The sequence below is a fragment of the Pseudomonas sp. QL9 genome, from assembly GCF_041409665.1.
Classification (GTDB): Bacteria; Pseudomonadota; Gammaproteobacteria; order Pseudomonadales; family Pseudomonadaceae; genus Pseudomonas; species Pseudomonas knackmussii.
Window position 1 is genome coordinate 5,590,969 of record NZ_CP166971.1, and the last position, 24,574, is coordinate 5,615,542.

19 protein-coding genes are annotated in these 24,574 nt (G+C 67.7%); 7 read left to right on the forward strand and 12 right to left on the reverse strand.

The window, feature by feature from the left end; genetic code table 11:
- The first annotated feature begins 114 nt into the window (after nucleotides 1-114).
- From ACA097_RS26020 to ACA097_RS26035, 4 genes are read left to right on the forward strand one after another with little or no spacing between them, the layout of a single operon-like run.
- Nucleotides 115-2,013, forward strand: coding sequence for a sigma-54-dependent Fis family transcriptional regulator (locus ACA097_RS26020; protein ID WP_371367003.1), 1,899 nt, complete (start codon nucleotides 115-117; stop codon nucleotides 2,011-2,013).
- A complete protein-coding gene (locus ACA097_RS26025; protein WP_371367005.1) occupies nucleotides 2,013-3,746 on the forward strand; it encodes an ABC transporter ATP-binding protein in 1,734 nt (577 codons plus the stop codon). The genes ACA097_RS26020 and ACA097_RS26025 overlap by 1 nt, the downstream gene beginning before the upstream one ends.
- The gene (locus tag ACA097_RS26030) at nucleotides 3,739-4,407 is read left to right on the forward strand and encodes a S8 family serine peptidase (protein WP_371367007.1); all 669 of its coding nucleotides are present in this window, start codon (nucleotides 3,739-3,741) and stop codon (nucleotides 4,405-4,407) included. Before ACA097_RS26025 ends, ACA097_RS26030 begins: the two co-directional genes overlap by 8 nt.
- Nucleotides 4,404-5,726 carry an NAD(P)/FAD-dependent oxidoreductase gene (locus tag ACA097_RS26035; protein WP_371367009.1) on the forward strand — a complete coding sequence of 441 codons (1,323 nt, stop codon included), beginning with the start codon at nucleotides 4,404-4,406 and terminating at the stop codon, nucleotides 5,724-5,726. The genes ACA097_RS26030 and ACA097_RS26035 overlap by 4 nt, the downstream gene beginning before the upstream one ends.
- A 317-nt stretch (nucleotides 5,727-6,043) precedes the next feature.
- Here the strand turns inward: ACA097_RS26035 and ACA097_RS26040 are convergent, their stop codons facing one another.
- Together ACA097_RS26040 and ACA097_RS26045 are read right to left on the reverse strand one after the other, a co-directional pair.
- A complete protein-coding gene (locus ACA097_RS26040) occupies nucleotides 6,044-6,748 on the reverse strand; it encodes a glutathione binding-like protein (protein WP_371367011.1) in 705 nt (234 codons plus the stop codon).
- A gap of 95 nt (nucleotides 6,749-6,843) precedes the next feature.
- Entirely contained in the window at nucleotides 6,844-8,229 is a 1,386-nt protein-coding gene (locus tag ACA097_RS26045; RefSeq protein ID WP_371367013.1) for an NAD-dependent succinate-semialdehyde dehydrogenase, read from the reverse strand.
- Between the two features lie 157 nt (nucleotides 8,230-8,386).
- On the opposite strand from ACA097_RS26045, the gene ACA097_RS26050 reads away from it, so the two are divergent.
- Entirely contained in the window at nucleotides 8,387-9,262 is an 876-nt protein-coding gene (locus ACA097_RS26050) for a LysR substrate-binding domain-containing protein (protein WP_371367015.1), read from the forward strand.
- A 3-nt stretch (nucleotides 9,263-9,265) separates the two neighbouring features.
- Here ACA097_RS26050 and ACA097_RS26055 read toward each other — a convergent pair whose 3' ends face one another.
- The 4 genes from ACA097_RS26055 to ACA097_RS26070 all read right to left on the reverse strand — a co-directional run bounded on the left by ACA097_RS26055 (nucleotide 9,266) and on the right by ACA097_RS26070 (nucleotide 14,530).
- The gene (locus ACA097_RS26055; RefSeq protein ID WP_371367017.1) at nucleotides 9,266-10,231 is read right to left on the reverse strand and encodes an FAD:protein FMN transferase; all 966 of its coding nucleotides are present in this window, start codon (nucleotides 10,229-10,231) and stop codon (nucleotides 9,266-9,268) included.
- The gene (locus tag ACA097_RS26060) at nucleotides 10,215-12,389 is read right to left on the reverse strand and encodes a PepSY domain-containing protein (RefSeq protein WP_371367019.1); all 2,175 of its coding nucleotides are present in this window, start codon (nucleotides 12,387-12,389) and stop codon (nucleotides 10,215-10,217) included. The genes ACA097_RS26055 and ACA097_RS26060 overlap by 17 nt, the downstream gene beginning before the upstream one ends.
- A 16-nt stretch (nucleotides 12,390-12,405) precedes the next feature.
- A complete protein-coding gene (locus tag ACA097_RS26065; RefSeq protein WP_371367021.1) occupies nucleotides 12,406-12,876 on the reverse strand; it encodes a DUF2271 domain-containing protein in 471 nt (156 codons plus the stop codon).
- Between the two features lie 103 nt (nucleotides 12,877-12,979).
- Nucleotides 12,980-14,530, reverse strand: coding sequence for a nucleobase:cation symporter-2 family protein (locus ACA097_RS26070; protein ID WP_371367023.1), 1,551 nt, complete (start codon nucleotides 14,528-14,530; stop codon nucleotides 12,980-12,982).
- A gap of 305 nt (nucleotides 14,531-14,835) precedes the next feature.
- On the opposite strand from ACA097_RS26070, the gene ACA097_RS26075 reads away from it, so the two are divergent.
- Nucleotides 14,836-15,840, forward strand: a complete 1,005-nt coding sequence (locus ACA097_RS26075) for a DUF2860 family protein (RefSeq protein WP_371367025.1) — start codon at nucleotides 14,836-14,838, stop codon at nucleotides 15,838-15,840.
- 24 nt (nucleotides 15,841-15,864) lie between these two features.
- Here ACA097_RS26075 and ACA097_RS26080 read toward each other — a convergent pair whose 3' ends face one another.
- From ACA097_RS26080 to ACA097_RS26095, 4 genes are all read right to left on the reverse strand, one after another.
- Nucleotides 15,865-16,635, reverse strand: coding sequence for an N-acetylmuramidase domain-containing protein (locus ACA097_RS26080; protein ID WP_371367027.1), 771 nt, complete (start codon nucleotides 16,633-16,635; stop codon nucleotides 15,865-15,867).
- Nucleotides 16,636-16,706: 71 nt separating this feature from the next.
- Nucleotides 16,707-17,312 (reverse strand): M15 family metallopeptidase, encoded by a 606-nt coding sequence (locus ACA097_RS26085; protein WP_371367029.1) that lies wholly within the window; start codon nucleotides 17,310-17,312, stop codon nucleotides 16,707-16,709.
- Nucleotides 17,313-17,349: 37 nt separating this feature from the next.
- Complete coding sequence (locus ACA097_RS26090) at nucleotides 17,350-18,771, reverse strand: MBL fold metallo-hydrolase (protein ID WP_371367032.1); 1,422 nt, start codon at nucleotides 18,769-18,771, stop codon at nucleotides 17,350-17,352.
- A 4-nt stretch (nucleotides 18,772-18,775) separates the two neighbouring features.
- Nucleotides 18,776-20,674, reverse strand: a complete 1,899-nt coding sequence (locus ACA097_RS26095) for a hypothetical protein (RefSeq protein ID WP_371367034.1) — start codon at nucleotides 20,672-20,674, stop codon at nucleotides 18,776-18,778.
- Between the two features lie 246 nt (nucleotides 20,675-20,920).
- Here ACA097_RS26095 and ACA097_RS26100 point away from each other — a divergent pair, with 246 nt between their 5' ends.
- A complete protein-coding gene (locus ACA097_RS26100) occupies nucleotides 20,921-21,934 on the forward strand; it encodes a patatin-like phospholipase family protein (protein WP_371367036.1) in 1,014 nt (337 codons plus the stop codon).
- Here ACA097_RS26100 and ACA097_RS26105 read toward each other — a convergent pair.
- Both ACA097_RS26105 and ACA097_RS26110 read right to left on the reverse strand, forming a co-directional pair.
- Nucleotides 21,931-22,794, reverse strand: a complete 864-nt coding sequence (locus ACA097_RS26105) for a CAP domain-containing protein (protein WP_371367038.1) — start codon at nucleotides 22,792-22,794, stop codon at nucleotides 21,931-21,933. The two genes, ACA097_RS26100 and ACA097_RS26105, sit on opposite strands and share 4 nt — an antisense overlap.
- A gap of 637 nt (nucleotides 22,795-23,431) precedes the next feature.
- Nucleotides 23,432-24,448 carry an IS110 family transposase gene (locus ACA097_RS26110; protein ID WP_371367040.1) on the reverse strand — a complete coding sequence of 339 codons (1,017 nt, stop codon included), beginning with the start codon at nucleotides 24,446-24,448 and terminating at the stop codon, nucleotides 23,432-23,434.
- Nucleotides 24,449-24,574 lie beyond the last annotated feature (126 nt).

Genomic DNA, 24,574 nt, shown 5'->3' on the forward strand with positions numbered 1-24,574 from the left:
CCCGTTTCCCGCAAGGTGCTTCCTCTTTACTGACACCGATTGCGGGTGTACACAGCCCTGACCAGCTTGCGAGTTTCGTGCCCCTTCATGGCGCACGGCCCACCGGAGCGATGCATGACAACCACAAGAACAATAAGCAGCGACACGCTGCAGGAAGCCCACCGCGCCCGCGAGACCTTGCAGCGCGAAGGCGAAGTGCCGGCCGGCGTCCTGCGCGAAGAAATCGACGCCTCCTGGCGGCGCAGCCTTGGCCATGGCCTGAATTGCAACCGCGGCACGGAAGAGGCGCTGGACAACCGCATTGCCACTGACGCGCTGCTCGCCAACAACCGCGTGCTGCTCGACGCCGCCACCCCGGAGCTCGATTACCTGCAGCAACGCCAGGGCCATGACGGCGTGATCATCCTCGCCAACGGCGACGCCACCATCCTTTCCGTCGAAGGCGCCCGCGAGCGCATGCGCAATATCGGCCTGGCCGACGTCACCCAGGGCACCTGCTGGAGCGAAGCAGCGCGCGGCACCAATGCGCTGGGCACTGCACTGGTGGAAGGGCGGCCGACGCAGATCGACTGCGGCGAGCACTACCTCGACCGCCTGAGCCGTTTCTCCTGCACCTCGGTGCCGATCCAGGGCCCGCAAGGCACACTGCTCGGCGTACTCGACATGACCCGCGAAGGGCCACTCTCCGGCCCGCGCGAAAGCCTTTCGCTACTCAGCCTCGCGGTGTTCCACATCGAGGCGCGGCTGTTCGGCGCAAGCTATCCGGGGCAGATCGTCCTGGCCTTCCATTCCCGTCGCCAGTACCTGGATTCGCCCTGGCAAGGCCTGCTGGCCCTCAGCCTGGAGGGCCGCATCCTGGCGCTCAGCACGCCGGCCTGCCAGCTGCTCGGCGCAGCGCGCGAACAACTGGTCGGACGGCGCTGCGAAGACCTCCTCGGCAGCCGCGGCGAACAGCTGCTGGCGCGCCTGCAGCAAGGCGCCGTCGGCAGCCTGCAGACCGCCAAGGGTGAACTCTTCTACAAGGTCCTGCAGGCGCCGCTGCGTGCGCCGGCGGTATCGGTACCCGCGCGCCCGGTCGTCAAGCCGGTGGCGCCCGACCTGGAGGCTCTGGCCGGCGGCAACGCCCGCTACGCCCGCGCCCTGCGCATGGCCCGCCAGGGGCTGCTGAACGACCTGCCGGTGCTGCTGCTCGGCGAAACCGGCAGCGGCAAGGAAGTGGTCGCGCGCAACCTGCACCTGTCCAGCGCGCGTGCCGACAAACCCTTCGTTGCGGTGAACTGCGCGGCCATTCCCGAAGGCCTGATCGAGTCCGAACTCTTCGGCTACCGCGAAGGCGCCTTCACCGGCTCGAGGCGCGGCGGCATGATCGGCCGCCTGCAACAGGCCCACGGCGGCACCCTGTTCCTCGACGAGATCGGCGACATGCCACTGGCCCTGCAAGCGCGCCTGCTGCGCGTGCTGCAGGAGCGCAAGGTGGCGCCGCTGGGCGCCGGCGAGGAGCAGGACATCGACATCGCGCTGATCTGCGCCACCCACCGCGACCTCAAGCGCCAGGTGGAAGAAAAGCTCTTCCGCGAAGACCTCTACTACCGCGTCAACGGCATCAGCGTGCGCCTGCCCGCGCTGCGCGAGCGCGACGACTTCCGCGAACTGGCCGCCAGCCTGCTGGCCAAGCTGGGCGCGCCCGGCGTGAAGCTGGGCGAGGAACTCGCCGGGCTGCTCGCCGAGTACCACTGGCCGGGCAACATCCGCCAGCTGGAGATGGTCCTGCGCACCGCGCTGGCCATGCGTGAGGAGGGCGAGACCTGCCTGGGCCTGGAACACCTGCCCGACAGCACCCTCGACGAACTCAGCGCCGGTGAACGCCAGCCCTGCGGCAGCATTCGCGAAACCGAGCTGAAGCTGATCCGCCAGTCGCTCGACCGCCACCAGGGCAACGTCTCGGCTGCGGCCGACGCGCTCGGCATCAGCCGCGCCACCCTGTACCGCAAGCTCAAGCAGCTGAGGGCTTGATGTTCTTCGTCCGCTTCATCGACAACGACGATCCCAAGGCACTGCGCGAGGCACTGAACTGGCTCTACGGTTTCGTCAAACCGCAGCGCCTGGCCATCCTCGGCCTGCTCGGGCTGTCGTTCTGCGCCTCGCTGCTGGTGCTGGCGCAACCCTGGCTGACCAAGCTGGTGATCGACGACGGCCTGCTGGCGCGCGACTTCCCGATGCTCGCGCTGCTGGCTGGGGCGATGATCCTCGTCGGCCTGGTCGGCACCGTGCTTTCGGGGCTCAACCGCTACCTGCACACGCGGCTGTCCGGGCGCATCCTGTTCGCCCTGCGCGATGCGCTGTACCGCCATTTGCAGACCCTTTCGCCGACCTTCTTCGCCCGCCGCCGCATCGGCGACCTGATGTCACGGCTGGACGGCGACGTCGCCGAAATCCAGCGCTTCGCCGTGGACTCGCTGTTCTCGGCTGTTTCCAGCGTGATCGGCCTGGTCGGCTCGCTGGCGCTGTTGCTCACGTTGTCGTGGAAGCTCTCGGTGCTGGTGCTCGTGCTGGTCCCGCTCGACGTGCTCTGGCTGCGCTGGATGCGCCGCAAGGTCGAGCGCGAGGCGCGCAACCTGCGCGAACGCTCGGCGGACATGTCGTCGTTCTTCGTCGAGACCCTGCCGGCGATGAAGTTCATCCAGTCGGCCGGCCAGCAATCCCGCGAAGCCGGACGCCTGGAGGGGCTGGGGCAGAACTACCTGGGCCAGTTGCTGCGCCTGCAACTCACCGAATTCTTCACCCAGGCCGTGCCGGGGACGCTGATGTCCTTGTCGCGCGCCTGCGCCTTCCTCGTCGGCGGCTATTGGGTCGTGCAGGGCAGTTGGCAGCTCGGCTCGCTGATTGCCTTCTCCACCTACCTGGGCATGGCCATCGGGCCGGTGCAGAGCCTGCTTGGGCTGTACGTCGCGCTGCAGCGAATGACCGTCAGCCTCGGTCGGGTCATGGAACTGCGCGGCGAGGCACCGGGCGTGAGTTCTCCGGCACAGCCCAAGGCGATGCCCAACGTCGGCGAACTGCGCCTGGACAACCTCGGTTTCAGCCACGTCGGTCGCAACCAGCCGGTGCTGCACGACATCAACGTGATCATCCCGTCCGGACGGAAAGTTGCCCTGAGCGGCCCCTCCGGCGTCGGCAAGTCGACCTTGATCGATCTTTTGCAGCGCTTCTACGACCCCGACCAGGGCCGCATCCTGCTGGACGGAGTGGACCTGCGCGAACTCGACCTGCTGCAGCTGCGCCGGCGCATCGCCGTGGTCAGCCAGGAACTGGTGCTGTTCCGCGGCAGCCTGGCCGACAACCTGAGCTACGCCGCGCCCCACGTGACCCGTGTGGACATCGAGCGGGTCGCCGCGCTGGCCCAGCTCGACAGCCTGATCGCCAGCCTGCCGGAAGGGCTCGACAGCCCATTGGGCGAGCGCGGCCAGCAACTTTCCGGCGGGCAGAAACAACGCATCGCCATTGCCCGCGCACTGCTGCAGGATCCGCTGATCCTGGTGCTCGATGAGGCCACTTCGCAGGTCGATGAAAGCACCGAGCGCGAAGTGATTGCCGCCATCGACCGGCTGTTCGCCGGGCGCACGCGCATCCTCATCAGCCACCGGCCCTCGACGCTGGCGGAAGCCGATCTGCGCCTGGAGCTGCAGGAAGGCACGCTGCGGGAGCAGGTTGCGAACGCTGTCGCTGCAGGAGGCGAGGGTGCCTGAACTGCGCATTGGCATTGTCGATAGCGGCCACTCGGATGCCCATGCTGCGCTGGTATTGGACGGGCGCTGCTTCCGCCTGGCCGATGAGGGGTTGGACGAACTGCCACTCACGCCGGATGTGCTTGGCCACGGCTCGGCGGTGATCCAGGCGATTTCGACGCGCGCTCCAGAAGCTCGCTTCAGCGTCGCCCAGGTGTTCGACGGACGCGGCGTGACCAGCCCGCTGCAAATTGCAGCTGCGCTTCACTGGCTGGGCGAGCAGGGCGTGCGCCTGGTCAACCTCAGCCTGGGCGTTCGCCAGGACCGGCCGATTCTTCGCGAGGCGGTGGCCGATCTGCTGGACGCGGGCGTGCTGGTCTGCGCCTCCAGCCCGGCGCGGGGCGAGCCGGTGTTTCCGGCGGCCTATCCGGGCGTGATTCGCGTGACCGGCGATGCCCGCTGCGTGGAGGGTGAATGGTCCTGGCTGGATAGCCCGTTCGCCGATTTCGGTGCTGCCGTGAAGGTGGGCGGGCAGGCAGGCGCGAGTCTGGGTTGCGCGGCATTCTGCGGGCATCTGGCGGCCTTGCTGGCTGAGCAGCCGGGGTTTTCGAACGAAGCGTTACTGGGGCTGATGCGCGAACGCGCGGCCTACAAGGGCATCGAGCGGAAGGTCGGGCCGTGAGCGGACCGCAGGTCCTCATCCTCGGCGCCGGCCCCGCCGGCACAGCGACCGCCATCGGCCTGCGCCGCCTCGGCTACGCGGTCACCGTCATCAGCGAATGGCGCCGCTTCGCTGCCGTCGAAGGCGTCTCGCAACGAGTACTTGAAGGGCTGCAGCACGCCGGCCTGAACCACGCGCTGGACTGCGCCGCGCCGCCCTCGCAAAGGCGAGTGCGCTGGAACAGCCAGGAAAGCGCGCAGAACGTCGAGTTCCTGCTGGACCGCCCGCTGTTCGACCAGGGCTTGCGCGAGGACCTGCGCGTGGCCGGTGTCGAGATCGTCGAGGATCGGGTACTCGCAGTGGAGTCCAGCCCTGATGGGCACAGCATCCGACTCGAAAGCGGCACTGAACTGCAGGGCGACTTTCTCGTCGAAGCGCGCGGCCGCCAGGCGCCGCTGAACCAGAAGGGCGGCAAGGCGCGGCGCGGCCCGGAAACCCTCAGCCTGCTGAGCCGCTGGCAAGGCGAGCCGGGGCCGGTGGCCAGTGCAGTGGAGAGCCTGCCCGATGGCTGGGCCTGGATGGCGCGGCTGGCCGATGGACGCTGTTACTGGCAGCTGACCCTGGACGTGGCCAGCAGCGAATTGCCGGGTAAGGACCAATTGCCGGCGTACTGCCGCGAACGGCGCGCGGCTTCGGCGCTGGTATGCGAATTCTTCGGCACTGCCGAGGAGCGCGACCTGGAACTGCACGCCCGCAGCAGCACGGCGATCCTCAGCCTGGGGGCCTGCGGCGACAACTGGATTCGCGTGGGCGATGCGGCCATGGCGGTTGATCCGCTGTCCGGCAATGGCGTTTTCCAGTCGCTGTCCTCGGCATTGCAGGCGCCTGCGGTGATCAACACGCTGCTGCAAAAGCCGGAGCGCGCGGAGCTGGCGCGGCGTTTCCATCAGCGCCGGGTCGAGCAGTTGTTCCTGCGTTTCGCCCGTGTAGGCCGGGATTTCTACGCCGACGAGCAGCAATGGCCCGAGCAGCCGTTCTGGCAGGCGCGAAGCGCTTGGCCGGATAGGGTGGCCAGCCATCTGCCGGCGGATTTTTCCGCCTTGAGCATCGAGCGCGCGCCGGTGTTGCGCGACGGCTTCGTCGATGAGGCGGAGGTGGTGGTCAGCCCCGACCAGCCGCTGGGCATCTGGCATCTGCAAGGGCTGGAGCTGGCGCCGTGGTTACGGCGCCTGCAGAGCGAGCCGGAAGCGCAGGTGCTGGCCGCGTTGCCGCCAGAGCAGCGGCGGGTGTTCCAGGGGTGGTTGCTGTCGCAGGGGTATCGGCCGGGGCAAGGTTCGTAGGACGGCTGCCCATCAATTGGGTTATTCCTCTTCGGGCCAGCGCAAGCGCTGGTCGCGATGAAGCCGCGTCCCGCGTTCGCGGGGACCACGCAAGGAGAACGGCACTCTCATCCCGTCATCCCCGCGAACGCGGGGACCCAGCAAACAGCCCAAGAGCGCATAGCCGTTCGATGGTCCGCAGCGGCTAGCGAACCACACGGCACGAATGCGAAACCTGTAGGGCGAATGACCCCGAAGGGGTTATCCGCCGTTGTCATGCCGAGTGGCGGCGCATAACCGCGAACGCGGTTATGCGCCCTACGGGTGGGTCGGTGCGCTCAGATCTTCCCGAGGCTCGCCGCCGTTTGCCCGAAAAGCACCTTCTTGCCTTCCTCCGTCACCGACGGGCGCGACGAGTAGGGCTGGGCTTTCTCATAGGCGCGAACGGTCGCCGGCCGTGCGGCGATGTGGTCTAACCAGCGCTTGAGGTGGGGAAACTCCTCGATGTTCTGCAACTGCCGCTTCCACGGCACTACCCAGGGGTAGCTGGCCATGTCGGCGATGCTGTAGTGCTCGCCGCCGAGGAAGGGGGCTTTCGCCAGGCGATGGTCGAGCACGCCGTACAGGCGGTTGGTCTCGCGCACGTAGCGGTCGATGGCGTAGGGCAGCTTCTCGGGCGCGTACTGGGCGAAGTGGTGGTTTTGCCCGGCCATCGGACCGAGGCCGCCGACTTGCCAGAACAGCCATTCCAGGACCGTCTTGCGGCCGCGTACATCGGCCGGCAGGAAGTGCCCGGTCTTCTCGGCGAGGTAGACGAGGATGGCGCCGGACTCGAACACCGTGATCGGTTCGCCGCCGTCGGCAGGCGCGGTGTCGATGATCGCCGGCATGCGGTTGTTCGGCGAGAAGGCGAGGAATTCGGGCTTGAACTGGTCGCCGGCGCTGATATCCACGGGGTGGATGCGGTAGTCGATGCCGGACTCTTCGAGGAACAGGGTGATCTTGTGGCCGTTGGGGGTGGGCCAGTAGTACAGCTCGATCATGGGACCTCCTTAAGGGGAAACGCCCCGGCGAAGTGCCGGGGCGGACTGCGTCCGCGCCGAGGAGAACGGCGTAGGACGAGGGCTGAGGATAAGCCTTACTTGCGGTCGACCCAAACGGTCTGCGGGTTGAGGAACTCGCGCAGGCCGAAGTGCGACAGCTCGCGGCCGAAACCGCTCTTCTTCACGCCGCCGATCGGTACGCGCGGGTCGGAAGCGGAGAAGCCGTTGATGAACACGCCACCGGTGACCAGGCGACGGGCGATCTGCTTGGCCTTTTCCTTGTCGGCGGTCCAGAGCGCGCTGGACAGGCCGAACTCGCTGTCGTTGGCCAGCTCGACGGCATGCTCGGCGTCGCGGGCGACGATCAGCGAGGCCACCGGGCCGAAGATTTCCTTGGCGAAGGCGGTGTTGCCCGGCTTCACGTCGGCCAGCACGGTCGGCGCGTAGTAGTTGCCTTCGCCTTCGATCTTGTGGCCGCCCAGCAGCAGGGTGGCGCCGTCGGCGATGGCCTGTTGCACCTGGCCGTGCAGTTCGTCACGCAGGTCGAAGCGGGCCATCGGGCCGACGAAGGTGTCGTCCGCCAGCGGGTCGCCGATCTTCAGCGCCTTCACGGCGGCCAGCAGCTTCTCGGTGAAGGCCGGGGCGATGGATTCTTCCAGGATCATGCGCTTGGCGGCGATGCACACCTGGCCACAGTTGCCGAAGCGGCTGGCAACGGCGGCTTTCACGGCAGCGTCGAGGTCGGCGTCGGCGAGCACGATGAAGGGATCGGAACCGCCCAGCTCCAGCACGCACTTCTTCAGCGCGGCACCGGCCTGCGAGGCGATGGCGGCACCGGCGCCTACGCTGCCGGTCACGGCGATGGAGGCGATGCGGTCATCGGCGATGGCCTTGGAAACCAGCGGCGGCTCGACGTTAAGCACGGCGAACACGCCTTCCGGCAGGCCGGCGTCCAGCCAGGCTTTCTGCAGCTGGTAGGCGCAGCCCATGACGTTCGGCGCGTGCTTGAGCACGTAGGTGTTGCCGCCGAGGATGATGCTCACCGCGCCACGCATGACCTGCCAGGTCGGGAAGTTCCACGGCATCACGGCCAGGACCGGGCCCAGCGGCAGGTAGGAAATCCAGGCGCCTTCGATGCTGGTCTTCTCGTCTTCCAGCATCGCCGGGCCGTGCTCGGCGTACCAGTCGCAGAGGTTGGCGCACTTGTTGATCTCGCCGCGGGCCTGGGTGACCGGCATGCCCATTTCCTGGGCTTCCATGCGGGCCATCGGCTCGACGTTGGCGCGCAGCACTTCGGCCATCTTGCGCAGCACGGCGACGCGCTCGGCTACCGAGGTCTGGCTCCACTGGCGGAAGGCACTGTCGGTCGAAGCCAGCACGGCTTCCAGCTGGTCGGCGTCCTGGAAGGGGTAGCGGGCCAGTTCCTGGCCGGTGGCGGGGCTGCGCGAGATGGCAGCCGGGATCGCGGCGATCTGGTTCATCGGATGTTCCTTGTTAGCAGGTGAGGTGGCCGCCGTGTGTCGGCGGCGACGGTGATTCGGCCAGCGCCCCTGGCGTCGGCATGGAGAAGAAAGTAAGGTGGCGCATCATTCATGACAAATGAATAATTCTGAAAGAATCATTCTTCAGGAGAGAAATGTGGACCTGACCCAGCTCGAGTTCTTCCGCGCCGTCGCCCAGGACGGCAGCATCACCGCCGCGGCGAACCGTCTACACCGCGTGCCGTCGAACCTGACCACGCGCATCAAGCAGCTGGAAAGCGAGCTGGGCGCCGAGCTGTTCATCCGCGAGAAGTCGCGCCTGCGCCTGTCGCCCACTGGTCGGAGTTTCCTCGACTACGCCGAGCGCATCCTCGATCTGGTCGAAGAAGCGCGGCAGGTGGCCAGCGGGGCGGAACCCCAAGGCAGCTTCGCCCTGGGCTCCATGGAGAGCACCGCCGCCGTGCGCATCCCCGAGCTGCTGGCGCGCTACCACCAGCGCTTCCCCAAGGTGCAGCTGGACCTCTCCACCGGCCCCTCCGGCGAGATGATCGACGGCGTGCTTTCCGGGCGCTTCATCGCCGCCTTCGCCGACGGCCCGGCCAACCACCCGCAACTGGATGGCCGCCCGGTGTTCCAGGAAGAGCTGGTGCTGATGAGCGTGCAGGGCCATGCGCCGGTGCGCGATGCGCGCGATGTGGCGGGGGAGACGGTCTTCGCCTTCCGCGACACCTGCTCCTACCGCAAGCGCCTGGAAGGCTGGTTCGCAGAAGACCGCGTGGTGCCGGGCAAGATCATGGAGATGGAGTCCTACCACGGCATGCTCGCTTGCATCGCAGCCGGCGGTGGCGTGGCGATCATTCCCAAAGCGATGTTCGACAGCCTGGCCGGCGGGCGCAACGTGACCATCCACCACCTGGCGCCCAAGCATGCCGAGGCCACCACCTGGCTGTTCTGGCGGCGCGGCACCGATACCCCGGCGCTGCGGGCCTTCATCAGCCTGCTGGAACCGCAGGCGAGCGCGCAGGTGGCCTGAACCTCAGTCCTGCACCCGGCCGTCGAGAATCCACAGCTGGCGGATGGCGTCGCCGTCGCGCAGCAGGAACAGGGCGCTCATGCCGCGCTCGCAGGCCAGCGCCGGGCCGGCTTCGGGGCCGAGCACCAGCAGCGCCGTGGCCCAGGCGTCGGCCAGCATGCAGCTGGGCGCCAGCACCGAGACCGAGGCCAATGGGTTGTCCAGCGGCACAGCGCGGCGCGGGTCCATGGTGTGGGCCACGCGATGCCCGTCGATTTCGTGGAAGTGGCGGTAATCGCCTGACGTCGCCAGAGCGCCATCGCCCAGTTCCAGCACCGAGAAGGCTTCGCGCACGCCAGCCTCGGGCTTCTCGATAGCGACCGTCCAGGGGCTGCCGTCGGGCTTGCTGCCAGCGGCGCGCAGTTCGCCGTCGATGCTCACCAGGTAATCGTGGATGCCGTGGCGCTCCAGGCAGCGGGCCAACTGGTCGACGCCGAAGCCCTTGGCGATCCCGCCCAGGTCGAGGCGCACCGGTAGGCGTTTGCGCACCCGTTGGGTGGCGAACTCGAATTCCAGTGCGGCTGCAGCGCTGACGCGCGCTTGCCTTTCCAGAGCCGCGCGGCTGGAGCAGTCAGCCGGTTTGCGGCCTGGCCCGAAGCCCCAGGCCTGCACCAGGTCGGCCACGGCGATATCGAAGGCGCCGCCGGACTCCGCACCCACCTGCACGGCGGTTTGCAGCACCCAGACCAGGTTGGCCGGCAGGGTCATCCATTCGCCGGGCGGCAGGGCGTTGAAGCGCATCAGGTCGGAATCCGTTCGCCAACTGGACATCTGCCAGTCGACGTCGTCGACCGCCTCGTACAGCGCCTGGGCCAGCGGCACCGTGTCGAACCCCTGCGCGGCATGGAATACCGCGCTGTAGCGGCTGCCCATGGTCGGGCCGTTGAGGCTGTAGCGCTGCAGGGGGGCGAGGTCAGAACAGGTCTTCACGGTAGCGGCCTCCGGCGCGCAGGTGTTCGACGCTCAGCGCCAGGGGCGCGAGCATTTCATCGAAGGCCTCGCGCACGCCCTCGGCCATGTTGCGGCCGCCGCACACCAGGATCTGCGCGCCGTCGACGACCAGTTGGCGCAGTTGCTGGGCGTCCTGGCTGAGACGGTCCTGCACATAGGCGCGTTGCGGGCCGGCGGAGTAGGTGGTGCGCAGTTCGCTGATGCGGCCTTCGGCCAGGGCGCGGTCGAGATGCCCGTCGAAGGGCACCCCGGCTTCCGGCACGCGGCCGCCCCAGTAGAGGTAGAGCGGGCGCTGGCGGGAGTTGCGCCGGGCGAAGCCGACCAGCGGGCCGATGCCGCTGCCGGCGCCGATCAGGATCAGCGGCGCGCTGCCCGGCGACGGGCGGAATTCGCGATGGGCCTGGACGAAGCCGTCCAGCGTCGCGCCCGTTTCCAGCCCGTGCAGATACCCCGAGCAGCGCCCGCCGTCGCGCAGGCGCACGCAGATCTCCAGCACACCGTGGGCGCTGTCGCTGGCCAGCGAGTAGTAGCGCGGCGTGGTGGCGCCCGGTGCCATGACGGCCAGCAGGTCGCCGGCCTGGTAGTCGCTGGCGGTGCCTTCAGGTTCCAGGCGCAGCACGGCCAGCGGCTGGTCGCCGGGGGCCTGGTGGATGCGCTTGTCGAGCAGGCGGAATTGGCCCAGCGGCGGGGCGTCGGGCTCGTGGGCCAGGTCCAGGGCGATGCCCAGGCGGTCGCCGAGGTCGCGGCCCCAGGCGTGGAAGGCTTCCAGCGAGCCGGCGTCGATGTCGCGGCGCGGCATCAGGGCGTGGAAACCGAGGGCCAGGAGGGCGCCCTCGACGTCCACGGCGTGCTGGCAGAAGCGCGGGAAACGGCGGTCGCCGAAGCCGAGCACGGCGACCCGAGCGGCCTTCGGCAGACGCAGATGTTCAAGGCGTTCGAGGAAGCCAGCGGCCGACTGCGGCGCACCGCCGTCGCCATAGGTGGCGGTCAGCACCAGCAGCTCGCGGGCGGCGGGGAAGTCGCGCGCGCCCTGGCTCATGGGGGCGCTGTAGACCACCCGGCCGGCGCCCTCCAGCGCGCGTTGCAGGGTGCGGGCGAAGGTCCAGGTGCTGTTCGATTCGCTGCCCACCAGGATCACGCAATGGGCGTCCTCGGCGGCAATTTCGCCCTGGTGCTGGGCGGCACGGCGGCGGCGCAGGAACAGCACCAGGCCGGTGAAGCCGAGCAGCGGCACGCTCAGCGCGGCCAGGCCCATGAGCGGGCCGAAGACGCCGAACAGCTCGCCAGTATGCAGCTGGTAGATGAACTCGTAGATTTTCCGCGCGGTGCCGTGGGGCTGGTAGCCGAGCAGGGCGCCATTCACCGCATCGACATAGCCGTCGCCCTGGGCGGTGCGCAGGGTGAAGACGTCGGCGGGGTCGTCCTGGGCCGGGAAGTCCAGCTCGCGCAGGTCTTTCAGGGGGACGTCACGCAGGGCCTTCAACTGGATCGGATCGGGGCGTGCGCCCTTGGCCACTTCCGTCGGCATGGCGGGTTCGTTGTCCATGCCGTCGGCGACCAGGCCGAAGTTGTCCGCCGACAGGTAGGCGCCGGAAATGCCCAGGGCGAGCAGGACCGGGAGCAGCAGGCGGCTGACCTGGCTGTGCCAGCGCGACGGGCCCTGGCCATGGACCGGCTTGGCCAGGTTGCGCCAACCGCCCTGGCGGCGGGCCAGCATCACCACGCCGGAAAGGCACAGCAGCAGCATGCCGAGGGCGCCGAGGCCGGCCAGGGCGTGGCCGGTGGTGCCGAGCAGCAGGCAACGGTGCAAGTCGCGGGTCCAGCCGTAGATCGCCGGGGTCTGGTAGGTGCCGAGCACCACGCCGCTGTTCGGGTCGATGCGCACCGCGCCATGCTCGCTGCCGCGCTGGTAATGGGCGACCAGCAGGCCGGACGGGTGGCGGTCCAGGCGCTCGATGCCGGGTACCTGGCGCGCCACTTGCGAGGCCAGTACGGCGACACTGGCGGTTGGCGCGCTGGCCGGCGTGGCAAGGCGCTCGGCCAGCGGCTGGGTGGACAGCAGCGCGCCGCTGGCGGACAGGATCAGGAGCAGTAGGGCGAGGACAACCCCCGGCCAGGCGTGCAGCTGACGAAGCATGGTGGCCTCCGAAGTCTCAGAGCTTGTAGCTGAAGCTGCCGACGTAGCCGCTGCCGGCCACTGCCTTTCCGGCGCCGGCGAGGGTCAGCGGCACCTTCACCTCGGCGCCGTTTTCCTGCTGGTCTTCCACGGCGCTGTCGATGCGGATCTCGTAGCCGGCGTCGATCAGGTTGTCGGCGATCTGCGCGCTCACGGTCAGGTTGTCGCCGCCGCCGACGCTGGCGCCGCTGAGACCGTCGAACTCACTCGGATTAAGGCCGCTGCCGTGGGCCCAGTCGCGGAGGTGGCGGTAGTACTTGGGTTTCTTGCCGGCCACATAGAGGGTCTTCTGGTAGTGACCCTGGGCGTCGGTGAGGTAGATGGCGAGGTATGCCTTGCGGCCGCTGTAGTCCTTCAGCGTGGTGCTGAGAGTGACTTCGCCGGCCTGGGCGAAGGCGGGGCCGGCAATGGCGCCGGCCACGGCGAGGGTGATCAGGGGTGCTTTCATGAGCCGAGCCTCCGGAAACTGAAGGCTCGACTGTAGGACGTCGCGCTTAATGCAGTCTGAATGATCCTGAAGACATGCTTCAGATTTCCTTCAGAAACCTCTGCTAGGCGCTGCTGTCGCTGGTCTGGCGCAGCGCGCCGGGGCCGGGGTGACGAGGCTGTGGCGCCGGATGGTCGTGCTCGTCACCGAGCACCGGCACTTCGTTGCCGTCCTTGTCGTACAGCTTGCCCTTGAGGAAGTAGTCGCCATCGTTCAGTCCAGCGATGTCCTGGTAGCGCAGGGTGCGGTCGCTGGCGGCGACGAACACCGACTGCTGGTCGGAATTGCCGGCGGTGAAGTGGTTGAACACCAGGTTGAGCAGGATGGCCATGATCGCCGCCGAGCTGATGCCCGAGTGGAAGATGGTCGAAACCCAGCTGGGGAAGTGCTCGTAGAAGCTCGGCGCGGCGATCGGCAGCATGCCGAAGCCGATGGAGGTGGCGACGATGATCAGGTTCATGTTGTTGCGGTAGTCGACCTTCGACAGCGTGCGGATACCGCTCGCCGCTACCGTCCCGAACAGCACCAGGCCAGCGCCGCCAAGCACCGACGGCGGCACCGCGGCGACCACCCGGCCGATCACCGGCAGCAGGCCGAGGGTGACCAGGATCAGCCCGCCGGTGGCTACCACGTAGCGGCTCTTCACGCCGGTCACGGCAACCAGGCCGACGTTCTGCGCGAAGGCGCTCTGGGTGAAGGAGCCGAACACCGGCGCGATCAGGCTCGACAGCATGTCCGCGCGCAGGCCGTTGCCCAGGCGCTTGGAGTCGACCTTGGTGCCGATTATCTCGCCGACCGCGAGGATGTCGGCCGAGGTTTCCACCAGGGTCACCAGGATCACGATGCACATCGAGATGATGGCGGCGGCATGGAAGGTCGGCGCGCCGAAATGGAAGACCGAGGGCAGGGCGACCATCGGGCCTTCGCTGACCTTGGAGAAGTCGGTCATGCCCAGGGCGAAGGCGATCAGGGTGCCGATGATCATCGACAGCAGGATCGACAGGCGCGAGATCGAGGCGCTGCCCAGCTTGCTCAGGGTCAGCACGATGAGCAGGGTGACGGCCGCCAGGCCAATGTTCGCTGTGCTGCCGAACTCGGGGGACTGGGAGTTGCCGCCCATGGCCCAGCGCGCCGCGACCGGGATCAGCGTCAGGCCGATGGTGGTGATGACGGTGCCGGTGACCAGCGGCGGGAAGAACTGGGTGACGCGCGAGAACACCGGTGTGATCAGCAGGCCGATAGCCGCGGCGCACATCACCGCGCCGAGCACCGCCGGGATGCCACCGCCGGCATAGCCGCCGCCGAGGATGGCGATCATGGTGGCGACGCCGGAGAAGGACACGCCCTGCACCAGCGGCAACTGGCAGCCGAAGAAGGGGATACCGAGGGTTTGCAACAGGGTGGCGAGGCCGCCGGCGAACAGCGAGGCGGCGATCAGCATGCCGATCTCGCCGGGGGAGAGCCCGGCCGCCTGGCCGAGGATCAGCGGCACCGCGACTATCCCGCCGTACATGGTCAGGACGTGTTGCAGGCCATACGCCAGGTTGGCGCCTATTCCGAGATTCTCGTCTTCCGGACGTGCGCCGGCGGACGCTACAGCTGAACGATCATTCATGGCTGGAGGACTCGCTTTTGTTTTTGTGCACGCACTGTAGACACGAACATCCGTGTTTGGCTACCGATTTGTATACAAAAAAGCGTCCGCATGTCTGGAAAGTGACCTCCGCCACAAGCGGGGAGGCTCTGCGCCAACCCTTCTGCCTGGGTGAGCTCGTATCCAGTCATGGCGCCACGTGCGCGCCGGACGCGCGGAGTCTGCAATCCGTCAGCTTCCAGGTGCGTTCGTGCCGCCCTTAATAGTGTCTTCAGCTTCGCGGCGCAGCTTCGCCCCACCTTCACGACCGCAAGGAGCCGGACAGCATGCGCCATCTCTTGTTCATCCCGCTGGGAGGCGCCATCGCCCTCAGCGCCCAGGCCTACGACCAGATTCCCCAGCAGGACGGCCTGAGCGGCAACGTCTCGCTGGGTGTCACCAGCGACCAGATGAAGACCAACCAGATCGCCACTGTCACTGGCACCCACGTGTCGGACAAGAACATCGACTCGCTCGGCGGCAGCCCCGACAGCAAGAGCTACACCAAGGTCGTCCCGGCCTTCGGCCTGTCCTACACCCTGGCCGGCAGCCGCACGCAGTTCTTCGCCGGCACCGCGATGGAAGACTTCATCAACGAGGACAGCGTCATCGACCTGGGCGTGCGCCAGGGCATCGGCGACCCCGGCAACCTGCGCTTCAGCCTGCTCGGCTCCACGCCCCAGGAGGTCTGGAAGGACCCGTACGTGTCCGGCGCCGACCGCAAGACCACCGACCGCACCAGCAACGGCTTCCGCCTGGGCTGGGAAAACATCTTCCAGTCCGACTTCGACGTCACCTACACCCAGCGCAAGATCGACCTCAACCACGAGCGCAGCGGCACCGCCCTGGGGCTGAACCAGGACCAGCAGGACCTGCTCGACCGCAACGGCAAGGACAAGAAGCTCGACGTCAGCTACCGCTGGCAGATCGACAAGGACAACGTCCTGACCCCGACCCTGAGCTACATCGACCGCGACCTGGACGGCAACGCCATGAAGATGGACGGCTACCAGGCCGACCTCGGCTACAGCTACCTCGGCCTGCAGGGCTGGCAGTTCGGCGCCGATGCCTTCGGCGGGCACCTGAAGAGCGATCACACCAACCCTATCTACGACCAGAAGCAGAGCGTCGACCGTTACGGCGTGTCGCTCTCGGCGACCTACCTGGAACCCTTCGGCCTGAAGGACTGGAGCACCCGCGCGGCAGTCAACTACGGCGAAGAGAACAGCGACATCAACTTCTATGACACCCGCCTGGGCAGCGTCAGCGTCGGCATGTCGTACAACTTCTGAGCCGCAAGCGCCCGGGCCAGTCCGCTAGGGAAACGCCTTCGCCTGCAAGCGGGCGAAGGTGTCTTGGTCGAGCAGCCCGCTCTCCGGCAGCCCCTCGCCGTGCTGGAAACCGATCAGCGCGGAAGTGGTCTGGCGGCCGCGAATCCCATCGATCGGCCCGGGGTTGAAACCGAGGTACTTCAGCGCCGCCTGCGCGGTGCGCAGTTGCAGGTCAGGCAGCAGCACCTGGTACTTGGCGTGGGCGGCGGCCAGGCGCGTGTCGTACTCGTTGCGCTTGAAGTCGGGGCCGTTGTAGCCACGGGCGAACGACACCCAGTTCTTGCGTTGCAACGCGGCGGCCAGGCCGTTTTCCTTGATGAAATTGGCCATGGCCAGCAGTTGGCTGTTCTCGTCCTTGACCATGCCGGCGACGAACTTGTCGGTGGAGGCGTAGCCGGCGGTCTTGAAGTTGAAGCCCATCACCTGGCCGATGCCCCATGAAGCGCTCTGCAGCGCGTTCGCCTTGTCCAGCGCAATTGCCTTGGCTAGCCGGTCGTACTCGCCGGCGCCGCCGATGTAGCCGCCGGGAGTGACGTTGCTGATATCCGCGTTGCCCGCGTCGAACTTGCCCTTGGTCAGGCGGTGGAAGACGTGCCGCTCGAAGAGGATCTGCGGGCGCCGGTCGGTGAGGAAACCGAAGCCGCGCGTCTCCACCGTCAGCACCGCCCAGACCTCCGCGTCGGCCACGCCCAGGGCCGCGCACACCTGATCCATGCCGCTGTCGTCCAGCGGCACACCTCTGCCTTGGTAGTCCATGTTCGCCTCCTGCCCGCCAGTCGCTGGCGGGCCTGCTTGGCGACATCCCTGTCCGGGTTGCCGGCCTTCGCTCAGGCGTACACCGCGCGCCCATCGGCCTTGCGCCGACGCAGCTCGGCCAGCATGTCCCTTTCGCTCATGTCCGCCGCCCAGGTCGGGCGCAGCTGGAAGTGCGGCTGGTCGACGATGCTCTTCCAGTTGCCGCCCCATTCCAGGCCGAGTTCGATGCCGAGCGCGCCCACCGCCTTGTACTTGGGCGAGTCGCCCAGGTACTTGTTGCCCTCGAATACGCCGACGTCGAAGGCGATGCCGAAGTTGTGGTTGGACTGGCCGGCCTTGGCGTTGGTGACGACCGTGCCGGGCGCGGTCCGCCCCTGGGCGTACAGCTTGTCCTGCTCCTCATAGGTGCGCAGGGCGCTGATGACCTTGATGCGAATGCCCGCGGCCGTGGCCTTCTGCACCAGCGCGCGGGCATAGGGGCGCACTTCCGGTAGCAGGGTGGCGATCAGCGTTTCGCTGCGTGGGTCCACTGCCGAGATGTTGGCTTCCTCGGCTTCGGCCGGCAGCGGGCCGACGATCTTCGTGTAGACCGCGCCCCAGGTCTGCGGGCCGGCGCGGCCGTCCACGTCGATGCCCAGGGCCTGCTGTACCGCCGAGATCATCGCCTCGATTTCCATCTGCTCGTCTCCTCGCTCGCCGGAGCGGGCGTGTCCGTCAGTGCCGGCACTTCTCGTAGGGAATGCTCACCTCGACCCAGAGCCCGTTCGGGTCATGCGCGACTTGTGCCGGATAGCGTTCATCACTGGGCTGCGCCGTGAAGGCAGCCTTTTCCTTCGCCGGGTCGCCGTCGCCGCTGACGATGCGGCCCTCGGTGCGCTGCAGCAGGGCCTGCAGCAGGTCGGGGTAGGGCATTTGCCATTCGTTCTGCTGCGCCACGGCTTCCACCAGCGGGAGCATCGCCACCAGGCGCGGCGAGGTCATTTTCTCCAGGCCGAATTCGCGCAGGGTGGCGTTGTGGCTGCCGTGGTGGCCGACCTTGTACAGGCTGACGCGGGCGAGGATGTCGTCGCGGGTCGCTGGCGTCGGTTGCTCCGCGCTCGCTTGCGGCGGGTAGGTCTGGTCGCCCCAGGACAGCCAGTTGCCGACCTGGGCGTCACCGGGGAACAGCAGCACCTGGCGGTCGGCCAGTTCGAAGGCCAGCACCAGGCTGGTGTTGTTGGTGTCGGAGTCCATCTTCAGACCCATGGCCTCGGCGCCGTCGAGCCATTCCGCCTCGATGCGCCGCCAGTCATTGGCTTCCGTGAAATAGAGCTGCTCGACGCCGCCGTCCGCGCTCGCCGGGATCTTGCGCGCATCGTCGAGCAGGCGCTGGTAGGGCCGGGCGAAGGGCAGCTCGCTGATCAGCGGCTCTTCGCCCAGTTCGCGGCGGGCACGGTCCTCGATGGCGAAGGCTTCCTCGCCGTCGGTGAGGTAGACCTCGCGCCCCGTGCCTTTCGACGGGGCGTCCTTGCGCAGGCGCTGTTCGTCGCGGGGTGGGCCGAGCACCAGGGTCTTGAGGCTCGGCAGGCGCTCCGGCTGCAACACGTCGCCCGGCTTCAGATAGCGCGTGGCGCTGCCGCCGGCCTTGTCCTTGAGCAGGTCGAGGGTGCTCTTGCGCGAGCCGTCCGCCGGCAGCGGCTCGACGAAGGCCGAGAGCCCGCGAAGCGTCTCGATACGCGGGTCCTTGGCCAGCGCGGTGAGCTGCACGACCTTGCTCAGCGCGGCTTTGCTCTTGCTGAAGCGCTGGTGCAGGGACACCGCCAGCGCGTCGTTGGGGTCTTCGGTCCAGGCCAGCCAGAGTTCGTGGATGTCGAAGTCCTGGCCGAAGAAGCGCGCCTTCTCGTAGCTGAAGCCCGAGAGGTGATCGTGGTGTTCGTGGGTGACTACCACCAGGTCGAGCTCGCCCTGGGTGAGCGCGTGGATGTCCTCGACAATCGCCTTCATGAGCTCGCGTGCGCCTTGCACGCCCTGCAGGACCCCGCAGTCGATGAGGATATGGCGGGCCTGGCCGTCTTCGTCGTGGCGCAGCAGGAAACAGTCGCCGAGGATGCCGCGATACATGCGCACCGCGATGTTGCTGCAAGCCGGTTCGCGCATGGCATCAGACTCCCCGGTGGGTCATGGCGAAGGGGTTGTCGCCACGCCGAATGCCGCGATAGGTCAGCGCCAGCGACGCGCTGCCGGCTTGCAGGAAGCGCCGTTGCGCCTCCAGGCGGTCGTTGTCGTCGATGCTCTTGCGCACGATGTAGCGCAGCGCGCCGTCGCGCAGGTCGATGATCAGGGTGGCGCCGCCACGGAAGGTGAAGTCGCCGCCCTCGCGGTGCGCCAACGGCCCGCCATCGCGCAGGCGCTGCTGCGAGGCGTCGAAGTAGCCTTCGCGGCGCTGGGTGACCTCGACTATCAGCTGGCGCAGGTCCTGGCCGTCGGGCCCGGAGCGCCGCGACGAGCGCACCGAGTGGACTTCCACTGCCGGTGCGTTGCGCGCCGAGTTGGGGAACAGGGTGCCGAGGACCTTGCGCGCGCTGGACGACACCAGGAACACGCCCAGCGCCTGCTCCCACTCGACGCGCTCGCCCTTGCACTTGAGCAGCCAGTGCCAGATCTGCCGGCGGTTCTCCTTGGCCTGCTGGTAGCTTTCCGGGCGCCGGTACTGCGGCGTCAGGTCGAGCTTCGCACCCTTGCTGTCTTCGCCGGCGGACACCGGCAGGCGCAGCTCGCCGAGCTTGCCCGAGGGCGTCTCCCACAAGAGGCTGTCCGGCGCCAGCGACAGGCACTTGTCCGGCAGGATGCCGCGTCGGCGGAAGGCCTGGATCATCGCCAGGCGGTAGTTCAGCGGGTCGTTGGGTATCAGGTCGTTGTCGGCAGTGACTATCGCGCGAAGGAATTCGCCGAAGTGCACGTCCACCGGAGGCAGGTAGTCGAGCGCGCGGATGCACATGCGCAGCACATGGTCGGCGGCCTTCACCGCCTCGCGGGTCAGGCGGTCGACCAGCTCGACCGGCAGCGCCGTCTGCGTGGTTTCGACGCGCGCCAGGCGGAAGAGGTCCGCGGTGCGCTTCTGGTAGACGGTGACGAAGGCGTCGAACACCGCAGCCACCAGCACGGCGCCGCGCTCGTGAGGTTCGCTCAGGTGCGCCAGGCGCATCGGGTCGGGCTGGCCGTCGCTGCCCTTGTCGTCGATGGCCTCGCGCAGCGCCGCGTAGCGCCCGGTGGCCTCGCCGAACTGGCGCGCCAGGCCGCTGAGCCAGGTGCGTTCGGCGAGGTTGCCGTGCTGGGCGGCGAGCTGGCTGGACACCGCCTCGGGCAGGGTGAAGTGCATCAGCAGCGCGACTATGTCGGCGAACGCTTCGTGGAAGGCCAGGCTGTCCACGCTGGTCGGCTCGCTGTAGCGACGGTGCAGGCCGTCGAGGATGGCGTGGGTGGTCTCGTGGGCGATGATGTCGTGGGACAGCGCGGTGAACACCCAGCCGCCGGGCAGGTTCACCCCCGGGTCGGTCAGCGAGGCCTTGAAGTAGCCGAACAGCAGCGCCTTCTTCTGCGGGTCGTAATAGGCGTTGGCCTCGCGCAGCGCGTGGGGGTAGATGCGCAGCTTGCGCACCTCCTCGTAGCTGCCGTCCTCCAGATGGCGCTCGGCCCAGAACACCCGGCGGCCGAGGGCGCGCTCGAAGACCTTGATGGTCTTCATGGCGACCGCGAAGACCATCTGCTGGTGGAAGCGCGGATCGCCCTCGGAGGGCGACAGGCCGTCCTGGGCGAGCACGTGGGGATCGTCGAGGTCCAGCGGCGGGTAGAACTGGCCGCTGGAAGGGTCGATGTCGACCACTTCGAGGTATTCGTTGGTCGGCCCCGGCAGCACCGGGTCGTCCCAGCGCGGCTCCCAGGGGATCTCGATGGTGGCGTGGCTGATCTGGGCGGTCTCGATCAGCGTCGCGGCTTGCGGATCGAAGGCATAGACGCGCAGGCGGCGCATCGCCGGTGGCGGATAGTCCGACTTCGCCATGCGCTGCCTCCTTGCCTGACCGGCCATGCACGCATGCTTTTCGCCGGTGCGAAACCGGCCGGCGAAGGGTTGTCATGACTGCTCTCAGGCGCAGTGAAGGCCCGCGCACCGGGGGTGTCAAAAACTCCGCCTAGAATTGCGACGTAAGGTCTACACGTGTTTCACCGGGGTAACGCCGGACAACCTGCCGGCGCTCGCCAGGACTTCCGGTGCCATCCAGGGGCCATCATCAGGAGGGCCAGGAACATGTCGATCCAAGTCAAGGGAGTGGAGAAACGCATCGGTCTCGCGCTGTCGGGCGGCGGTTATCGCGCCGCCGCTTTCCATCTCGGCGTGATGCAGCAACTGCAGGCGCTCGGCCTGCTCGACAAGCTCGACCTGCTGAGCTGCGTGAGCGGCGGCAGCATCGCCGGCGCCACCGTCGCGCTGAACTGGGGCAGGGCGGACAAGCTGGACCTGCTGAAGCAGTTCCTGAGCACCAAGTCCATCGCGGTGTCCTCGGTGCTCGGCGGCGTTCTCGATCCGTTCTCCTCGCGCATCCTCAAGCTGGCCGAGTCCTACGACACCCACCTGTACGGCAAGCAGAAGCTCTCGGCGCTCAGCGGCGGGCCGCGCATCTACCTCAACGCCACCAACCTCGCCACCGGCAACCTGTTCTTCTTCGTCGCCGGCGGCGGCAAGCCAACCGAGATGGGCGAACACGAGATGGGCGTGGTGGCGGCCGACAGCTTCCCGATCAGCCAGGCGGTGGCGGCGTCCTCGGCGTTTCCGCCGGTGTTCCCGCCGCTGCGCCTGGATGCGAACGTCTACGCCCCGGCGGCGACCACCGAGTACGTGACGCTCAGCGATGGCGGGGTCTACGACAACATGGGCGTGAATCCCGTGCTGCGCGACCGCAACGCGCTGGACTACGTGATCGTGAGCGACGGCGGCAAGCCCTTCGCCATCGACAACCGGCCGACCGAATCCGGCGCCATCGTCCTCAAGGAAGGGCTCGACATCATGATGGAGCAGATCCGCGGCCTGGAATTCGACCGCCTGCAGCATCGCTTCCTGGCCGGCAAGGGGCCCAAGCCGATGTGGTTCTCCATCGACAGCCGGATCGGCGAGGCGCAGCCGGGCGATGCCGCCTTCTGCTCGGTGATCGGCACCAACCTGGCGAAGCTGTCGGCGGAGGAGATGACCGTGCTGACCCGCCACGGCGGCGCATTGGTGAAGGCGCGCATCAGCCTGTACGCGCCGGAACTGCTGGGGCCCTAGGGCGCGCCGAAGACCATGGTCCAGTAGATGCCTTCATCGCTGCGCGCGTTGCTGGCGTAGGCCGCGCCGACCTGAGTGAACATCGGGTTCATCAGGTTGGCGCAGTGCCCGGGGCTGGCCAGCCAGCCGGCCATCGCCTGGTTCACCGAGCCCTGGCCGGCGGCGATGTTCTCGCCGATCTTGCGGCCGCGATAACCGGCGGCGCGGGCGCGGTCGTCGGGCATGTCGCCGTCCGGGTCGCGGTGGTCGAAGTAGTTCTCGCTGGCCATGTCGCGGCTGTGCGCCTGGGCGGCCGAGCCCAGCGCATTGTTCCAGCTCAGCGGCCGGGCGGCGCTGAAACGCCGCGAGCCGCACATGCGCGAATGTGCGCGGGCGGCATTGACCTGCGCGAGCAGCGCCTTGGCCGCCGAACGAGGGTCTTCGAGCTTGCCGCCACTACCCGCGCCGGAGCTGGCCAGCACCAGGCGCCACTCGTCGTCCTCGCGGGTCACGCCGACATCGGTGTACTGCGGGGCGAGCAGTGCCGTGCAGTAGCGGTCGCGCAGCATGTCGAAGGCCTGCCCGGCATCCTCGGCACCGGCCAGGCGGATGCTGCGGACCTCCTGCGCCATGTAGCCGGCATCACGCAGCTCCTCACGCAGCCCGCCGCTGAAGTCGATAGGCAACTCCAGCCCGCCCCGCGAGGTAAGCGGCGGCAGGCGCCGCGCCGCACTCGCGCCGCAACCCGAAGGGTGGGCGCGATAGGCATTGATCGAAGCGACCAGTTGGCGTTCCCCGCTGGCGTGGGCCGGGGGCGAGAGGGAAATCAGGGCGAACAGGCAGGACGGCAGCAGGCGGAAGGCGCTGGATGTGGGGCGCATGAAGGGCTCGAAAGGCTGGTTACGCCAGGGGCGCAAAGGGTTGGGCGAGCCTCAGACTGCGGCCTTCGAGACAAGGTTCAGCGGCCAGGAAGGTAATTCGTCGGCAAGGAGCAATGGCTTTTCGCAGGTGCGAGCTTGCTCACGAAATTCCGCCTGTAGGAGCGGACCTTGTCCGCGAATCGCGCGCATGGCGCGCTCCTACAAGGTTGCATCGGCGCCGGGATTTTCGCGAATAAGATCCGCTCCTACGGCAGGGTTCGTAGGGCGCATAACCGCGAGGCGGTTATGCGCCGATTGGCCGAGCTCGCCGGCAAGCGCGTGGTCGGGCGGGGCGGCGGATAACCCGTAGGGTTATTCGTATATGGACTCCTCCCGGCTTGCCAGTGTTTTGGCGGAGATTTCGAGCCTAGGTACGACTGCGTCCGTATATCCGGCTTCATGGAGCGGTGTGGCAGCTCCCGAGCCCTGATGAAATGCGCGCCTGTATGTCTGATCGCCCTAACGGCTTTGCTTCACGGCAGCAGGGAGCCCGCGGATAACTCAGGTTTCATACAGGCCGGTTCGACCGGTTCGTCATCAATGCCATTCACTGTGCAATCGTGGTGGAGCGTTTCTACAGCGGTGTTGCCGGTAACGCTCAGGCGGGTTGGTAGGTGGTTTCCCGACTGAGCAGGGCCCAGACGATCCGGGCATTCTTGTTGGCCAGGGCAACGGCGACGGCGTTGGCATTGCATCGTTGCAACAGGCCTTGCAGCCAGCGACTGCGAGCATCGGTCTTGTTGGCGCAACAGCGTACGACCGAGCGGGAGCCATGGGTGAACAAGGTGCGCAGGTAGGTATCGCCACGCTTGGTGATCCCGCCCAGGCGCTGTTGCCCGCCCGTGGAGTGTTGCCGTGGCACCAGGCCCAGCCAGGCGGCGAACTGACGCGCCGTGCGGAATTGCCGGGCATCGCCGACCGCTGCCACCACCGCGCTGGCGGTGAGCGGGCCGATGCCTTCCACGGCCAGCAGGCGCTGGATGCGCGCATCCTCGCGCGCACTGCGCTTGATCACTCGCTCCAGTCGTTCGATGCGGGCATCCAGCGCCTGCAACTCCTCTTTCAAATCGCTCAACAACTCGCCCATTGGCGCCGGCAAGGGCACCGGCTCGGCAGCGGTGACCGTCTCGAGCAGTTCGACGGTCGCCGCGCGCCCGCGTCGGCTGGCGATCAGGCCAAATTCGCCGAGCAAGCCGCGAATTTCGTTGCACAGTGCCGTACGGGCCCGGACCAGACGGCTGCGAATGCGATGCACGGACTGCCCGGCCTGCTGCTGCGCACTCTTCACCGGCACAAAGCGCATGCTCGGACGGCTGGCCGCCTCGCAGATCGCTTCGGCATCGTGGGCATCGTGTTTGTCACCCTTGACGTAAGGTTTGACGAACTGCGGTGCGATCAAGCGAACCTCATGCCCCAGCCCCTGCAGCTCTCGCGCCCAATAGTGCGCACTGCCGCAGGCCTCCATCGCTACCAGGCAGGGTGCCAGCTGGCGAAAGAAATCCAGCATCTGCGCCCGCTTGAGCTGCCGGCGGCACACCACGCGCTCGTGGCTATCGACGCCATGTACCTGGAATACCTGCTTTGCCAGATCCAGACCAACGCGACTAATGTTCATGCTGACTCCCCCTCCGGGACTTGTGGCTACACCATCAGTCTGGCGCTTGACGCCGTAGGAGGGAGGAGTCCATTTCATTGCCCTACGGGTCGAGCAAAAAAATCCCCCGGCCGCTGCTGCGGCTCG